Source organism: Shinella zoogloeoides, from assembly GCF_030733845.1.
Lineage (GTDB): Bacteria > Pseudomonadota > Alphaproteobacteria > Rhizobiales > Rhizobiaceae > Shinella > Shinella zoogloeoides_C.
The window spans coordinates 61,336-76,421 of record NZ_CP132313.1 but is presented as its reverse complement, the minus strand read 5'-3'; the positions used below and the strand labels follow the sequence as shown (position 1 = coordinate 76,421).

Genomic DNA, 15,086 nt, shown 5'->3' with positions numbered 1-15,086 from the left:
CCTACTGCGCCTTCTTCGCCATCTCGGCGGCGCGGGCGAGAATGTCGTCCGTTTCCTTCCGGAACGTCGCCTCGTCGACCTGCATGCCGTTCAGCACGGTCGACCAGTGCCGCACGATGGAAGCCATCGCCACGGCCTCGCGGATTTCCTCGTCCGTCGCGCCATTGAGCTTTGCCGCCGCCGTGTGGAAGTAGATGCAATACTGGCAGGGGATCTGCGCCGACACGGCCAGCCCGAGCAGTTCCTTCGTCTTGCCGTCGAGCTTGCTGTCAGGATTGAGCTGCATCGACTTGAACTCGGCCCAGGCGCCGGCAATGCCGATCTCCGGGAAAACCCTGAACATGGTCGGCACCTGGCCGAGCGTCGCCTCGATATCCTTGTAGGCGGCAGCCGAGCTGTCGTCGGCGCGTAGCGGCGCGGCAAGCGCGACGCCTGCCACCAGCGCAGCCGCAAAGATAAAACCCGTCTTCGTCGGTGTCATTGTCCTGTCTCCTCCTTGCGCGTTCCCTGTGGCAACCATCGCCGGGGAATGCATGCAGGCAGACTATGCTCTTGCCGTTCGTGCCGCTTCGCCCGAAAGCGCCATGCCGCACATGGCTCTGCGGGCCAGCGGTCAGTGGCCGCCCTGGCTGACGGAAAATGCCGCTGCCGCCGTGCGCGACGCAAGGTCGAGCTTGGCGAGGATGTTGGCGACGTGGCGCTTTACCGTATGCTCGCTGAGGGCGAGCCTGGCGGCGATCCGCGGATTGCTCATGCCATCGGCAATGAGCGCAAGGATTTCGCGCTCGCGCGCCGTGAGCACATCGAGCGACGGTTGCATGCGTGTCTTTGGCATCATGGGCTCAAGATGCTGCTCGGCGACCACGAGGACGACCGGCAGAGGATGGCCGGCACCTTCGAGCTCTGCCATGCCCTGCGCCGCGAAATGCAGGCCGGAGCCGGCGCTGAGCTCGGCCAGGAGCGAAGACGCCGCGATCTCGCCGGGCTTGGCCCAGCCGGCGATGCGCTCGGTTATCTGCACCGCAAGCCCCGTCATCGTATCGCCGCCGGTCTCGATCTCCCCGACATGTACGCCCTGCGCCAGCGGAAGCCCAAGCGCCGTGCCGGCATCTCTCAACGCTAGCGCCGTGCGGGCGGCGCGGGCCGGGCCGTCGAAGCGCGCAAGAAGCCTGTCGCCGTCCCAGCGCATGCCTTGTGCACCAAACCGCTCGGCCGCGGCGAAAGCCGCGGTTCGCAAGTCCTCGCAACGCTTCAGCCATGCCCGGTCTCCGAGACGGGCGGCAAGGCGTTCGGCACCATCTATGCGCGCCACCAGAAGGGCGGCGAGCACGCGGTCGATCTCTGATGCCGGCCGCGTTCCCGTCAGGAATTCCTCGATCTCGTCAGCGATACGGTCGACATCGCCGGTCCAGACCGGATGGTCGCTGCCGGGTATCTCGATCAGCCTCGCACCGGCGATCCTGTCCCTGATGTAGCGGCTACCCTCGATGCTCACATAGGCGTCGTTGCTGCGATGGATCAGCAATGCCGGCGCGTCTACCGTCGGTAGCACGCCTCGTATGTCGATCGCCGCATTCATGCGCGCCAGCGATAAAGCCGCGGCAGGGCTGGCCGACAGGCGCTCCAGACGGGCCCACCACGTGGCGAACCGCTCGTCGTTCAGCCTTGGCGCCAGCGCCTTCAGCGTCACGCCGCTTCCCCAGAAGGCTTCCGTCGTATCAAGGAAGCGCTGGAAATCCGTTTCGTCCATCACCCAGCGATGAAAATGCGCGTAGCCGCCATAGAGAACGAGGGCGCGTGTGCGCTCAGGATAGGTCTTCGCGAAGAGGATCGCCATCGCTGCGCCCTCGGAAGCGCCGAAGATCGCCGCCCGGCCGCTTCCGGCCGCGTCCATGACGGCCCGAACGTCGTCCATCCGGCTCCGCAGATCGGGCAGCGCCGCCGGATCGACGCGATCCGACAAACCCGTGCCGCGCTTGTCGAGCTGGATCACCCGAGAGAATGCCGACAGTCGCTTCAGAAGATGGCTGTAGCCGGGATCTTCCCCGTTCACATCGAGATTGGAAATGAAGCCCGGAACGAGGACAAGGTCCAGCGCGCCCTGACCGACGACCTGGTAGGCGATGTGCACGCCGCTGCTTTCGGCATACCGCGTTTCGACCGGCTTCACGAACACCCTCCGTGCAAGCCAATATATTAGCATAATATGGAACAAGGAGGAATCGGCGCGGCGCCGGCCCCGCGATCAGGCCGCCCCCGTCGACGGGCGGCCGGGTTCTTCCAGAGTGGACCGTATTGTCCTGCGGCCGTAGGGAACGAGCGCGAAGCCCGCCGCATACATCAGAAGGCCGAACAGCGCCGGCGGCACGGCGATTTCCGGCGAATGCATCATCGTGATCGCGAGAACCATGCCGATCGCCGCGTTCCGAATGGTGATGGACAAGGTGACCGTCATCGCCTCCGCCGCCGTGAGGCCGAGCAGGCGCGAGCCAAACAAGCCCAGCGCAATGCCGCAGAAAACCAGTGCGAGCACCGCCGGTCCGGCGGCAACGAGGATTTCCACCCACCGATCATAGACCGAAATGCCGATGCCGACGATCAAGACCACCAGCACAACGATGCCGAAGGCACCGACGAGCTTTTCGGCGCGGGCGGCGAAAGCGGTGGCCTTGTGCCGGATGCCCATGCCAAGGGCAACAGGAAACAGGATAAGCGCGATCATCATGCCGATGGTGCGCAGGACGGGAAGGGAGATGCGGGCATCGCCATAGTCAAAACGTTCGATCGCGAAATTCGCAAAGAGCGGCAGCGTCGCGATCGCAACGAGGCTGCCGACGGCGCTGAGCGCGATCGACAGCGCCAGATCCCCCCGCGCGAGGTAGGAAAACAGGCTGGACGTGGTGCCGATCGGGCAGGCTGCGATGACGACGAGGCCAACCGCGATTTCCGGCGGCAGGCCCATGAGCATGGCAAGCGACAGCCCCACCACCGGAAGGAGAAGGAGCGCGGCCACAATGCCCCAGATCAACGCCTTCGGCCGCAGGGCCACCCTTTGAAAGTCCGTCGGTGCGAGCGTCATGCCAATGCCGGCCATGATGATGAACACGGCGACCGGCAAACCGATGTCGATAAGGGCGGACTGCTCCATCCTGCTTCTCTTTCCGCTAGGTGTTGTCGATCCCGCTCAAGTCCGCAGCATTGTGCCATCGTCCCGCCAGAGTGCAATCGCCTCTTTGGCGCGCAATCTTGCGGCGATATCGCACTGATCGACCCTGCACCTCGTCGCGCGGCATTCATTCGCGCCAATGCGTGGGCCGAGGCCGATCCACGCATACAGCATCAGCGAAACCGATACAGTCCCGCTGCCGTCACAAGGCCTCGCGGATGGCCCTGACCGCCGCCAACGCTGTCCGGGTCCTGATCGTGCTGACGAACTCCGGCCAGCTCGACAGGATGATCGCGGCGAAGTCAGCTTCCGGATCGATGTAGATCAACTGCCCGAAGACGCCCCTTGCCATATAGGCGCGTCTTGCGGTGTCCTCGATCCAGAACTGGTTATGATAGGCGCCTTCGGGCAGGACATCGTGATAGATGCCGCCGAAGAGCGTCGGGTCCGCGCCGAAGCGCGTGCCGGCGATCCATTCCGCGGGTACAATGCGCCGGCCATCGAGCTCCCCGCCGCGCAGATGCAGCAGGGCGAAACGGGCGTAGTCGCGCAAGGTCGCGTTGAAGCCGCCGTCGCCGAGCGCATAGCCGGCGGGATCGACGGTGAAGCAGGCATCCTCTTGCGCACCCATGGGTGCCCACAATTCATGGCTGACAAGCTCGGCAAGCGGCGTGGCGGCGGCGCGCTGCAGAGCGAAGGACAGCACGTCCGTCTCGATCGAGCGGTAGCGGAAGGAGGCGCCGTGCGGGCATTCGAGGTCCTGGAGCGACAGGATCAGGTCCCAGACATGCAAGGGCCATTGCGGGTTCCAGCGCTCCTTCCAGCCGCAGGCGGCATCCAATTGCGCCATGTGGGAATCGAGCGCGGTGTAGGTCTCGTCGAAGACCACGCCGCTCGTCATGTCCAGCACATGCTGGATGGTCGCGCCGCGATAGGCGGTCGTTTCGAGCTCCGGCAGATAGTGCGTCACCGGGGCGGCGGGATCGAGCAGGCCACGGCCGATCAGAATGCCCGCCAGGGTCCCGACGATCGACTTGGCCACCGATTGCGACAGGTGCAGCGTGTGCGGGCTCATGCCGTTCAGATAGCGCTCGGCGACGACCTTGCCGCGATGGAGCACGAGCAGGCCATCGGCATAGCCCTCCTCGAGAAACGTGCCGATGGTGCCGGAAATGCCGTCCGCATCGAAGGCGATGGCGTCGATGTCCTGCAGGTTCGTCGGCAACGGGCTCGCCGGGCCCTCACCGCGCCAGACCCGCGTGGTCGGCACCATGTCCCGCACATTCTGGAAGGTCCAGCGGTTCCAGGGCGCGCGGTCCCAGTCCTGCCGCGGGATGACGGGTTTGCCCGGCGCTGCGGGATCGCGGAATGGCGGAATGCTGGTCATGATATGCTCTCGTTTGCGGTTTGGAACGATGCGCGTTCAATCATTGCGGCGAAGATAGCTGCCGCCGACGAATTCCCCGAAGAGACTGCCCATGTCGCTCATCATGGAGAAGTTCCGCTTGGCCTTCGGGCCGAGCTTGGTAGCGACAGCATCGATCATCAGGTTGAGGACGACGCTGAGGCTCGCCGTCGAATCCCAGAAGGTCTTCACATGCGTATGGGCTTCGAAAACGAAGCGCGTATAGGCAAAGCCCCAGTGGCTGAACTTGTCGGTGACGATGACCAGGGGCATCTCCATCGACTTCAGCATCTCAGCCAGCTTGATGCCGCGCGTGGCGTAGGAGGCGGTATCGACGAGGACGACGGCGCTCTGCTTGGGATCGGCATTGATGATCTCCCCGAACGTTCCCGAGGCATTGCCGACGAAGATGACGTTGGAGCGGGCCCACAGCAGGCGGCTTGCGAAATCCATCGCCAGCCCCGTCGAAGCCTGGAACCCGACGACGTAGATGGTGCGCGCCTTCACGAGCAGGCTGGAGGTCTCGTCCCACACATCCGTGGTGGTCAGGGCATAGGCCTTCACGATGGCGTCGAGTTCCAGGCGCAGGCTCTCCTGCAGCATCTGCTGGCGGCCTTCGCGCATCTGGAAGCGCGCCATGTAGTCGTCGATCTCGCTGTCCTTCTCCGTCACCGCCACGCGCAGGCGGTTCTTCAGGTCGCGGAGGTTTTCGAAGCCGAGGCCGCGGACGAAGCGCGTCACCGTCATCTCGCTGACGCCCACAGCCTGCGCGATGCTGGTGCCGGTCTCGAAGGGCAGCATCTGGATGTTGCTCAGGATATGGGCCGCAAGGCTCTGCTCGGAGGGCGAGAAATCGGGCATGCGGGCGCGCAGGATCGCCTCGATGTCGATCTTCTCCTCGGCGCCGTTCGATGCCTTGCCATCCTTGCCGCTTCGCGCTTTCGCCACAGTGACGGTCTCCTAGAAATTGCCGACATGAACGGCCGGACGCCCCTGCCCCCAGATGCCGGGAGCGCTTTCCATTTCTTCCTCGATTTGCCGCGCGGCCGCAAGCAGCAGGTCCTCGCGCCCGAAGCGGGCAACGAGCTGGACGCCGATCGGCAAGCCGTCGCGGCTGCGCCCCAGCGGCAGGGAGATGGCGGGCTGCCCGGTCGCGTTGAACAACGCCGTGAACGTCTCCTTGGGCGCCAGATCATCGAACACGCCGTCCGCGTCGATGCCGGCGCGGTTGGGATCGAACGTGCCGATCGGCTCCGGCAGGATGGCGCTGGTGGGCGTCAGCAACAGGTCGTATCGGGCGAGGAAACGTCCGATCTGCCGGGTCACCCGGTCATAGGCGGAAAGCGCGGCGATGAGCTGCGCGCCGCTGACCGCCAGACCCCGCCGGTAGAGCGCGTAGACGCTCGCGCCGAGTGCCGCCTCCGGCGTGCGCCCCATACGCTTCGCCATCGCCGGCATGCTCGCGGCGGCGTCCGCTGCCCAGATGACTTTCTGCGCATGCAGGAACGCCGGGTAGTCGAAGTCCGGTGATGCTTCCTCGATATGATGGCCGCTCGATGCAAGCCGTTCGGCGGCCGACCGGGTCGCCGCCGCGACCTCCGGGTCGATCTCGACGCCGGACCAGGACCGCGTGCACAAGGCGATCCGAAGCCCTTTCGGAGCACGCGTGATCGCATAGAGATAGCTGCCCGCCGGCGGGGCGATTTCATAGCCGTCGCCGGCGTCGGGTCCATGACAGAGATCGAGCAGCGCGGCCGTGTCGCGCACGGAGCGGGTGAGCATGAAGGCCGTTGCCAGCCCGAGCAGCGGGGCGTTCCCGTTCGGGGAACCGGTGACCCGGCCGCGCGAGGGTTTCAGCCCGATCAGGCCGCAGAACGCGGCCGGGTTGCGGATCGACCCACCGCCATCGCTGCCCTGCGCGAAGGGCACGATGCCGGAAGCGACCGCAGCCGCCGCGCCGCCGCTGGAGCCCGCGACGCCGCGCTCCGGATTCCAGGGATTGCGGGTCGCCCCATAAAGCGGCGATTCCGTCGCCGCCGGCACCCCGAATTCGGAACTCGTCGTGCGCCCGGCATTGACCAGCCCCCCGGCGCGCAGGCGCGCCCAGTAGACGGCATCGTGGCCGGCGCGAAACCCCTCCGCCAGGCGGCTGCCGAATTCGGCCGGCCGCCCGGCTTCGATCGGGAAGTCCTTGGTGAGCGTGGGAATGCCGCCGAATGGACCGGCGGACGCTGTCTCGGGCAAGCCTTCCAGGGCATCCGGATAGAGTTCGATAACGGCGTTCAGCGCCGGGTTGACCGCCGCAACGGCCTCCTCGACGCATCGGCCGAGTTGCCTCGGCGTGACCTCGCCCTTCGCCAGCAGGCGGGCGAGGCCGGTTCCGTCATGGGCGGCATATTCATCAAGGCGCATGGGTCGATACCGATTGTAATGAAGAGGTTGTCTGTGCAGCTGGCAGGCGGGCCAGCGAGCCCACCAGCGCCTGGGTATAGGGGTCCTGCGGCGTGGTCAGAACCTGCCGCGCCACGCCCTGTTCCACGATGCGCCCCGCCTTGAAGACGTAGACGCGCTGGCAAAGGCTGCTGACCACGGAGAGGTCGTGCGAGATATAGAGCAACGTCAGCGACCGCTCACGCTGAAGCCGCACGAGCAATTCCAGAATCTGCGCCTGCGTCGTGACATCGAGCGCCGAGGTGATCTCGTCGGCGATGAGCAGCTGGGGCTTCAGCGCAAGGGCCCGCGCAAGGCCGACGCGCTGGCATTGCCCGCCGGAGAGCTGGCGCGGCTTGCGATCGCGCAGGCTGCTTGGCAGTTCCACCATTTCCAGCAACGCGTCGGCTTCTTTCTGCGCCGTTTTCCGATCCGCAAGGCCGTGCCGCCAGATCGGCTCGGCGACGGCCTCGGCGATCGTCAGGCGGGGATTGAGCGAATCGTACGGGTTCTGGAACACCATCTGCACGCGGCGGCGGAACGCCGTCAGCGCCGCGCCGGCGAGCGCGCCGACATCCTGTCCCTCGAGGCGGATCGCCCCGCCGCTCGGTGTGTTCAGGCGGATGATCGATCGGGCCAGCGTGCTCTTGCCGGAACCGCTTTCGCCGACGATGCCGACCGTTTCGCCGGCATTGATCGTGAGGTCCACGCCATCGAGCGCACGGAAGGAATTGCCGCCGCCGGCCAGCCCGCCCAGCAGGCCCTGCCCGGCGGAAAAGGATACCGAGAGGTTCTCGATGCTGAGCAACGGCATTTCCCGGTCCGGGCCGCCGGCCGTGCCATAGGTCTTGCGGCCGGGCTGGGATTCGATCAGCAGCCGCGTATAGGGATGGCGCGGCCGGTTGATGACGTCGTCGATCGGCCCCTGCTCCACCACCTCGCCGTTTCGCATCACCACCACGCGCGAGCAGATATCCGCGACGACGCCGAGGTCGTGCGAGATTAGAATCATCGCCAGCCCGGTCTTGCGGTTGAGTTCCTTGAGAAGCTGCAGGATGCGCGCCTGAACGGTGACGTCGAGGGCGGTCGTCGGCTCGTCCGCGATCAGCAGCTTCGGCTCGCAGCCGATGGCGGCGGCGATCATCGCGCGCTGTTTCATGCCGCCGGAAAATTCGTGCGGATAGGACCGCGCGCGCTTTTCCGGCTCGCGGATGCCCACGTCGTCCAGCAGCTTGACCGCCCGGCGCAAGCCTTCGCGCCGGCCGAGGCCGAGATGACGGATCATCGGGCTTGCGACCTGCTGGCCGATGCGGCGCAGCGGATCGAGATGCGAGGCCGGGTTCTGGAAGATCATGCCGATGTCGCGGCCGCGAATGGCGCACAGTTCTTCCTCACCGAGCGCCAGCAGATCCTGTCCGTCGAGCGCGACCGTGCCCTCGGCCTGCGCCGCACCGGTCAGGAGCCGCATCACGGCGCGGCAGGTCACGGACTTGCCCGAGCCGCTTTCGCCGACGATGCCGAGGATCTCTCCCGGCTGGAGCGTGAACGAGACGTTCCTGACCGCCGCAAAGCCGCCGAAGCTGACGGAAAGGTTCCTGACGTCAAGCAGCGGCGGCTTGCCGGTTTCCAGCGCGCTCATGCCGTAACTCCCCTGCGCTGTATCTGTCCCAATCCATCGCCGAGCAACGCAAAGCCGAGGCCGAGCGAGATCGCGGCCAGACCCGGAAACAGGCATATCCACCAGGCCTGCTGCACGAATGCCTGTCCGTCGGCGATCATGACGCCCCATTCGGCGAGCGGCGGCTGCGCACCCATGCCGAGGAAGCCGAAGCTCGCGCCGGCCAGCATGACGAGCACGGCGTCGCTGACCGCATAGGCGATGACAGGCCCGATGGCGTTCGGCAGCACGTGATGGCCGAGGATGGCGGCCGGCGAATAGCCGAGGCACTTGGCCGCCTGGATATACTCGCTTTCCCGGATCGTCAGCACCTGCGCACGCACCAGGCGCGCATAGCTGACCCAACCGACGAGCGTCAGCGCCAGGATGAAGTTGAGGAGCCCCGGCCCGAGCACGCCGACGATGGCCAGCACCAGCACGAAGAACGGGAACGCGACGGTGAGGTCGTAGATACGCATGAACACATTGTCGACCACGCCACCGAAATAGCCGCTCAGCAGGCCGATGGTCGTGCCGATCAGCAGCGGTGGAAGCACGCCGGCCACGCACAGCAGCAGATCGACGCGGCTTGCGAAAAGGACCCGCGAGAAGACGTCGCGGCCGACCTGGTCCGTGCCGAACCAATGGATGGCGCTCGGCGGCGAGAGCATGTTCATGATGTCGATGGCATCGGGGTCGTAGGGCGCGATCAACGGAGCCGCCAGCGCCAGCACCAACCACCCGAGGAGGATGGCGAGCGCGACCAGCATGGTGGGCGTGATGCGGCGGATGGCGGGCGCGGTCTGCGCCAGAGCGGGGCTTTCGGCCATGTGCGATCTCCTCAGAGCCGGACGCGCGGATCGATGAAGGCGGTGAGCAAATCCACGAACAGCGTGATCAGCACGGTCGAGACCGCGAAGACCAGTGTCAGCCCCTGCACGACGTAATAGTCGCGGCCCAGCAGCGCGTTGACCATCAGCGTGCCGAGGCCCGGCACCGCATAGACGGTCTCGACGATGACGGCGCCGCCGATCATGAAGGCCACCATGACGCCGAGCAGGTTGAGCGTCGGCAGCACGGCGTTCGGCAGCATGGTCTGCCAGAAGATCTGGCGTTCCGTGGCGCCCTGCGCCCGCGCGGCCGTGACGAAATCGGCGGTCGTCTTCTCGATCAGGGCGGCGCGCAGGCTCTGCGTGAGGACCGGCACCAGCCAGATGGCGGTCGATACCGCAGGCAGGAAGAGGTGATGCAGGTGCCCGGTGAAACCCGTGCCGTAGCCGGACACGGGGAACCAGCCGAGGCTGACGCCGAAGAAGCGCGACATCATGATGCCGAGCCAGAACACCGGAATTGTGAGGCCCGCAATGCCCACCAGACGGATGATCTGGTCGGCGACGCCGCCCGGTCGGCGCGCGCCGAGAATGGCGAGTGCGACCGTCGGCGGGATGGCGAGGCAGATGACGTAGACGGTGAGGAACAGCGTCGGCCACATGAATTGCTCGATAAGCTGGCTGACCGGCCGCTGGAAGCGCAGCGACAGGCCGATATCACCCGAAAGCAGGTTTGCGAGATAGGTCAGGAACTGACGCCAGAGCGGCAGGTCCAGCCCGTATTGCGAGCGGATCGCCGCGATGGTCTCGGCGCTGGCCCTCTCCCCGGCAAGAAGCCGCGCCGGATCGCCGGGGGCCATGTGCACAAGCAGGAACGTCACGAGACTGATGCCGGCGAGCACGCCGACCAGTTGCAGCAGGCGCCGCGCAAGGAGTTGCAGAAGGGGCAATCCGGTTCTCCGGTTTAAGCTTCAAGGGCGCGCCCCTCTTCGGGGCGCGCTTGAGGCGGCTCACTGGCCGATGGATGTCTCTTCCAGGGTCCATTGCAGCGAAGGCGTCAGCTTGAGGCCTTGGAGGCGCTTCGAATAGGCCACCGCGTTCGGCGCATAGTAGAGCGGGATCTGCGCGACCTCCTCGGTGGTGATCCTCTGAATCTCCTTGTAGATCTCCGCGCGCTTGGCCTCGTCGGCCTCCTTGGTGCCCTGCTCCACCAGTTCGTCCACCTTCGGGTTCGCATAGAAGGTGTTGTAGGAGTTCGAGCCGCAGCTACCGCACACGGCCCAGCGCACGGCAAGGTCGGGATCGGGCGTCTCGTTGTACCACCAGTTGGCCGCCGCGTCGTAGTCGCCCTTGCCGGTGGCATCCCACCAGGCGCCGCCATCGACATTGACGATGACGGGTTTAAGGCCGATCGCCTGCCACTGCGCCTGGATCAGCAGCGCCGTCTGCTGGGACGGCGCATCGGCGGTCGCCAGGATTTTTACCTCGTGCCCGGCCATGCCGGATTCGGCGAGCAGTTCCTTCGCCTTGGCCGGATCGTGGGGAATGCCCGGATAGTCCTTGTCGTGGAAATCGACGCTGCCCGGCAATGTGGTGTTTGCCGGCTCGGCATAGCCGCGCGTGATGGCCTTGGCCATGGCCTTGTTGTCGATCGCCATGCCCGCCGCCTGGCGCGCCCTCAGGTTGGAGAAGGGCTCGCGCTTGTGGTTGAGCAGGGTCATGTAGATGGTGGTCGAAGGCTCCATCCGCATGTCGATCGTCTCGACGGTCTTCAGTTCGTCGATCTGCGCCCACGGCACCGCGCGCACCGCATCGATCTCGCCGGCCTTCAGCATGGCGATGCGGGTTTCGGGCGATGCGATCTCGATCAGCTCGACCGTGGCGTCCGATTTCGGATAGCCCTCGCGCCAATAGTGCGGGTTGGGCTCGAGGATAAGCCGCTCGTTCGGCTTCCACTGCTTGACCTCGTAGGGCCCTGATGTCACCGGGACCGTGGAAAAGGCCTCGTCCTCGCCGCGCTTTTCCACATCGGCCTTGGACACGATGCCCATGTTCCAGATTTCGGCATTGCCGAGGAACGGCGCGAAGGCGGATTTGAGCTTGACCACGACCGTTTTCGGATCGGCCGCCGTCAGCGACTCCACCGAGCCCAGCGGCGCCGGATAGGCCGATTTCTTGTCGCTGCGGATACGGTCGAGGCTGAAAGCCACGTCGTCGGCCGTGATCGGCGACCCGTCGGAGAACTGGGCATCGCGCAGATGGAACGTGTAGGTCTTGCCGTCCTCGGAAATGTCCCACTTCTCGGCCAGCCCCGGCTCCAGCGCGCCGGTCTCGGAATTGCGCCGAAGCAGGCGCGAATAGAGCTGGCCGTAGGTCTCGATATTGCCTGCCGCCGCCGAACGCATCGGGTCCAATGTCGTGGTCTGGTAGGGCGAGGCGATGCGAATGACATCGGCCGCCAAAGCCGGCTCGAACGCAATCAGCCCCACGGCCAGAACCGTCATGCCGCGCAGTGCCGAACCTTTCGCCCGCATGCGAGGTCTGCTCCAAAAATTCATCTTTCTCTCCTCCCGAGATCCAACGTGCCGCCAGACACATTGAGGAGAGTATGTTATATATTCCCCATTGGTCAACAATGATGTTATGTATTCAACATAGGGCGTGTGAAGACGACCCGGGCGCTTTCCGGAGGAAGATACCTACAGGGGGCGAACCTGCTTGGCTGGGTCGTCGTTCTCGTCCGGGGTCGGATTGGGCTCCTCGTCCGGCAGGCGATCGGGCTCCGGCTCCTTGATCGGCGGCGCAGGCTCGCCGATTGGCGGGATATCGGGGATCGGGTTCGGGCCGGGATCGGGTTCGTTCGGAATGATGGCCATGCTGCACTCCTTGCGGCGTTCGATGGGTCCACCACGCCATATAGCGCGCGTGCCGGCCTTACCAAGGCATGGCTTGCCGGGAGCACTATCCCCGTAGGCGCTATTCGGCGGCCGCTACGCCGGGCTGCGGCCATCGCCGCAATGCCTCGCGACCGGCATCCGTCAGCCCATAGACACCCCTGTCAAGCCGCTCGAACCAGCCGTATACGTTGGAAAGCAGGATCTTGCCGGCCTCCGGAACGCCCGGGCGGATCTCGCGCACGCGCAGCGGCCCGGCCTCCAGCGCTGCCGCGCAGCCGAGCGCCTGCTGGCGGTAGGCCGTCATGAGGGGCGTGCGCGTGCTGCCGCCGAGCGCCGGATCGCCACGCCTCTTTTGATGTTCACGCAGGAGCCGCGAGCGCCGTTTCGGGTTGGTCCGCGGCATGGGCGATACGGAGCCGACGATGATGCTGACGTCACCGGCATCGGAAATGCCGAGCATGCCGATGCCGAGCCTGCGGCAAAGATCGCGGTAGCGCCTGTCGGCCTCCCGCCCCCTGCCCTTGGCCGAAACCCTCGCGGCGATCCAGACCTCGTCCGAGATCGCGGCCCGGTCGACGGCCTGCAGGATCAGTTCCAGATTGAAGCTCAATTTCAGCTCGCAGATCACGACGACTGGCGGATCGTCCTCACTGAGACCGACGATATCGCAGCCGCCGACCTCGCCCTTGACGACATAGCCGGCCTTTTCGAGAAAGGTTTTGACGGGTGGATAGAGCGACGTTTCCATGGGCCTGCGGGTCGATGCTGAGAATCACCGCCAACCTACATCGATCCGTCCGCAAGCGACACCGCATCCGCCTCCGGCGCGGTGAGAGGCGGAGGCAGGCTTTTCCACCGCGGCTCGTCATATGTAATACGCCTGTCATGGAGGGTTCTTATCGCAAGGGGGCAACGCACCGCTCAAGAGAGGCACTCCCCATGCGTAAACTTCTCCTTGCCCTCGCATCCGCCACGATGCTCGCAGGCGCCGCCGAGGCGGCGACCGTCTATCCGCTCGACCGCGCGACGATCCTCGTCGGCTCGCCCTTCGACTTCAAGGTCGAGTTCGATGCCGTGGTGAAGCCGGAAGACGTGAAGGTCACCGTCAACGGCCAGGACTATGAGGCCGTCTTCGGCAAGAAGGCCGAATTCGTTGCCGAGGAAAAGGGCGCCGAGGACAAGGTGCTGGGCTCTGCGCTCATCCTGCGCGGCCTGACGATCGGCGTTGCCGGCGCCTACAAGGTCGAGGTTTCGGCAGGCAGCGAAGCCAAGTCGGTCGCCTGGGACGTCTATGAGACCGTCGCGGAACCGAAGGCCAAGAACATCATCTTCATGATCGCCGACGGCCTCTCCGTCGCCCACCGCACCGGCGCGCGCATCATGTCCAAGGGCATGACCGAGGGCAAGGCCGACGGCCGCCTCGCCATGGACGACATCCCGCCGGTCGCCTTCATCGGCACGTCCTCCACGCATTCGATCGCGACCGACAGCGCCAACACCGCATCGGCCTACATGACCGGCCACAAGTCGCGCGTCAACGCGCTCGGCGTCTATGCCGACCGCACGCCGGAGAGCCTTGACGATCCCAAGGTCGAGACCATTGCCGAGGCGCTGCGCCGCACCACGAAAAAAGCCGTCGGCATCGTCACGACCGCCGAAGTCGAGGATGCGACGCCCGCCGCGCTCGTTGCCCACACCCGCAAGCGCGCCGACAAGGCCGAGATCGTCGGCATGATGCTCGACGTCAAGCCGGACGTGCTGCTCGGCGGCGGCTCGGCCTACTTCCTCGGCAAGGACGTGCCGGGTTCCAAGCGCAAGGACGACAAGGACTATATCGCCGAATTCAAGAATGCCGGCTATGCGCTGGCGATCGACAAGACGGAACTGGCCGCGGCGGCCGGCTCGAACCAGGAGAAGCTGCTCGGCCTCTTCCACACCGGCAACATGGATGTGACGCTCGACCGCGAGTTCCTCAAGAAGGGCACCGTGGACAAGTTTCCGAACCAGCCGGGCCTCGTCGACATGACGAAGGCCGCGCTCGACAAGCTTTCCAAAAACCCGGAAGGCTTCTTCCTGATGGTCGAGGCCGCCTCGGTCGACAAGATGAGCCATCCCCTCGATTGGGATCGCGCGCTCATCGAAACGATCGAGTTCGACAAGGCCGTCGCCGTCGCCCGGGAATTCGCCGACAAGAATCCCGACACGCTGATCGTCGTGACGGGCGACCACACGCACGGCGTCGGCATCATCGGCACGGTCGATGACGAGAAGCCGGGCACGGAAATGCGCGAGAAGGTCGGCACCTATGACAATGCCGGCTTCCCCAACTACGAGGACAAGGACGGCGACGGCTACCCCGACCGCGTCGATGTCTCGCGCCGCCTGTTCCTGGCCGCCAATAATGGTCCCGATCACTACGAGACCTTCCGTCCCAAGCTCGACGGCCCGTTCGTTCCGGCCGTGCAGAACGAGGCGAAGGAGTATATCGCCAACGAAGCCTACAAGGACGTTCCCGGCGCGGTCTTCGTCACGGGCAACATTCCCAAGGACGAGGACACCGGCGTGCATGCCGTCGACGACATCGTGCTCCAGGCGGCCGGCCCCGGCGCGGAAGGCTTCCGCGGCTATATGGAACAGAGCGACGTCTACCGCGTGCTCGCCGATACGTTCGCCCTCGGCACGGCCAAGGACTGAGCGGCTT

Annotated in this window: 13 protein-coding genes; 1 reads left to right on the top strand and 12 read right to left on the bottom strand. The window is 65.6% G+C overall.

Features of this window, described 5'->3' with window-relative positions:
• Window position 1: 1 nt before the first annotated feature.
• From Q9316_RS23060 to Q9316_RS23005, 12 genes are all read right to left on the bottom strand, one after another.
• Complete coding sequence (locus Q9316_RS23060; protein ID WP_306036153.1) at window positions 2-481, bottom strand: carboxymuconolactone decarboxylase family protein; 480 nt, start codon at window positions 479-481, stop codon at window positions 2-4.
• Between the two features lie 132 nt (window positions 482-613).
• Window positions 614-2,170 (bottom strand): alpha/beta fold hydrolase, encoded by a 1,557-nt coding sequence (locus tag Q9316_RS23055; protein ID WP_306036152.1) that lies wholly within the window; start codon window positions 2,168-2,170, stop codon window positions 614-616.
• A gap of 75 nt (window positions 2,171-2,245) precedes the next feature.
• Window positions 2,246-3,148 (bottom strand): bile acid:sodium symporter family protein, encoded by a 903-nt coding sequence (locus Q9316_RS23050; protein WP_306036151.1) that lies wholly within the window; start codon window positions 3,146-3,148, stop codon window positions 2,246-2,248.
• A gap of 220 nt (window positions 3,149-3,368) precedes the next feature.
• Window positions 3,369-4,553 (bottom strand): serine hydrolase domain-containing protein, encoded by a 1,185-nt coding sequence (locus Q9316_RS23045; protein ID WP_306036150.1) that lies wholly within the window; start codon window positions 4,551-4,553, stop codon window positions 3,369-3,371.
• A 36-nt stretch (window positions 4,554-4,589) separates the two neighbouring features.
• A complete protein-coding gene (locus tag Q9316_RS23040; RefSeq protein WP_306036149.1) occupies window positions 4,590-5,519 on the bottom strand; it encodes a MurR/RpiR family transcriptional regulator in 930 nt (309 codons plus the stop codon).
• Window positions 5,520-5,531: 12 nt separating this feature from the next.
• A complete protein-coding gene (locus tag Q9316_RS23035; RefSeq protein WP_306036148.1) occupies window positions 5,532-6,983 on the bottom strand; it encodes an amidase in 1,452 nt (483 codons plus the stop codon).
• Entirely contained in the window at window positions 6,973-8,640 is a 1,668-nt protein-coding gene (locus Q9316_RS23030) for a dipeptide ABC transporter ATP-binding protein (RefSeq protein WP_306036147.1), read from the bottom strand. The genes Q9316_RS23035 and Q9316_RS23030 overlap by 11 nt, the downstream gene beginning before the upstream one ends.
• Window positions 8,637-9,488 (bottom strand): ABC transporter permease, encoded by an 852-nt coding sequence (locus tag Q9316_RS23025; RefSeq protein ID WP_306036146.1) that lies wholly within the window; start codon window positions 9,486-9,488, stop codon window positions 8,637-8,639. The genes Q9316_RS23030 and Q9316_RS23025 overlap by 4 nt, the downstream gene beginning before the upstream one ends.
• Before the next feature lie 11 nt (window positions 9,489-9,499).
• The gene (locus Q9316_RS23020) at window positions 9,500-10,438 is read right to left on the bottom strand and encodes an ABC transporter permease (RefSeq protein WP_306036145.1); all 939 of its coding nucleotides are present in this window, start codon (window positions 10,436-10,438) and stop codon (window positions 9,500-9,502) included.
• Window positions 10,439-10,498: 60 nt separating this feature from the next.
• A complete protein-coding gene (locus Q9316_RS23015; RefSeq protein WP_306036144.1) occupies window positions 10,499-12,022 on the bottom strand; it encodes an ABC transporter substrate-binding protein in 1,524 nt (507 codons plus the stop codon).
• 165 nt (window positions 12,023-12,187) lie between these two features.
• Complete coding sequence (locus Q9316_RS23010; RefSeq protein WP_306036143.1) at window positions 12,188-12,364, bottom strand: hypothetical protein; 177 nt, start codon at window positions 12,362-12,364, stop codon at window positions 12,188-12,190.
• A 100-nt stretch (window positions 12,365-12,464) separates the two neighbouring features.
• The gene (locus tag Q9316_RS23005) at window positions 12,465-13,133 is read right to left on the bottom strand and encodes a DUF2161 domain-containing phosphodiesterase (RefSeq protein ID WP_306036142.1); all 669 of its coding nucleotides are present in this window, start codon (window positions 13,131-13,133) and stop codon (window positions 12,465-12,467) included.
• 191 nt (window positions 13,134-13,324) lie between these two features.
• Here Q9316_RS23005 and Q9316_RS23000 point away from each other — a divergent pair, with 191 nt between their 5' ends.
• A complete protein-coding gene (locus Q9316_RS23000; RefSeq protein ID WP_306036141.1) occupies window positions 13,325-15,079 on the top strand; it encodes an alkaline phosphatase in 1,755 nt (584 codons plus the stop codon).
• Window positions 15,080-15,086: the final 7 nt, after the last annotated feature.

Bases quoted from the DNA above. Each gene is read 5' to 3' on its own strand.
- Q9316_RS23025 (WP_306036146.1), bottom strand. From the start codon at position 9,488: ATGGCCGAAAGCCCCGCTCTGGCGCAGACCGCGCCCGCCATCCGCCGC.
- Q9316_RS23000 (WP_306036141.1), top strand. From the start codon at position 13,325: ATGCGTAAACTTCTCCTTGCCCTCGCATCCGCCACGATGCTCGCAGGC.
- Q9316_RS23030 (WP_306036147.1), bottom strand. From the start codon at position 8,640: ATGAGCGCGCTGGAAACCGGCAAGCCGCCGCTGCTTGACGTCAGGAAC.
- Q9316_RS23010 (WP_306036143.1), bottom strand. From the start codon at position 12,364: ATGGCCATCATTCCGAACGAACCCGATCCCGGCCCGAACCCGATCCCC.
- Q9316_RS23050 (WP_306036151.1), bottom strand. From the start codon at position 3,148: ATGGAGCAGTCCGCCCTTATCGACATCGGTTTGCCGGTCGCCGTGTTC.
- Q9316_RS23045 (WP_306036150.1), bottom strand. From the start codon at position 4,553: ATGACCAGCATTCCGCCATTCCGCGATCCCGCAGCGCCGGGCAAACCC.
- Q9316_RS23005 (WP_306036142.1), bottom strand. From the start codon at position 13,133: ATGGAAACGTCGCTCTATCCACCCGTCAAAACCTTTCTCGAAAAGGCC.
- Q9316_RS23035 (WP_306036148.1), bottom strand. From the start codon at position 6,983: ATGCGCCTTGATGAATATGCCGCCCATGACGGAACCGGCCTCGCCCGC.
- Q9316_RS23060 (WP_306036153.1), bottom strand. From the start codon at position 481: ATGACACCGACGAAGACGGGTTTTATCTTTGCGGCTGCGCTGGTGGCA.
- Q9316_RS23015 (WP_306036144.1), bottom strand. From the start codon at position 12,022: ATGCGGGCGAAAGGTTCGGCACTGCGCGGCATGACGGTTCTGGCCGTG.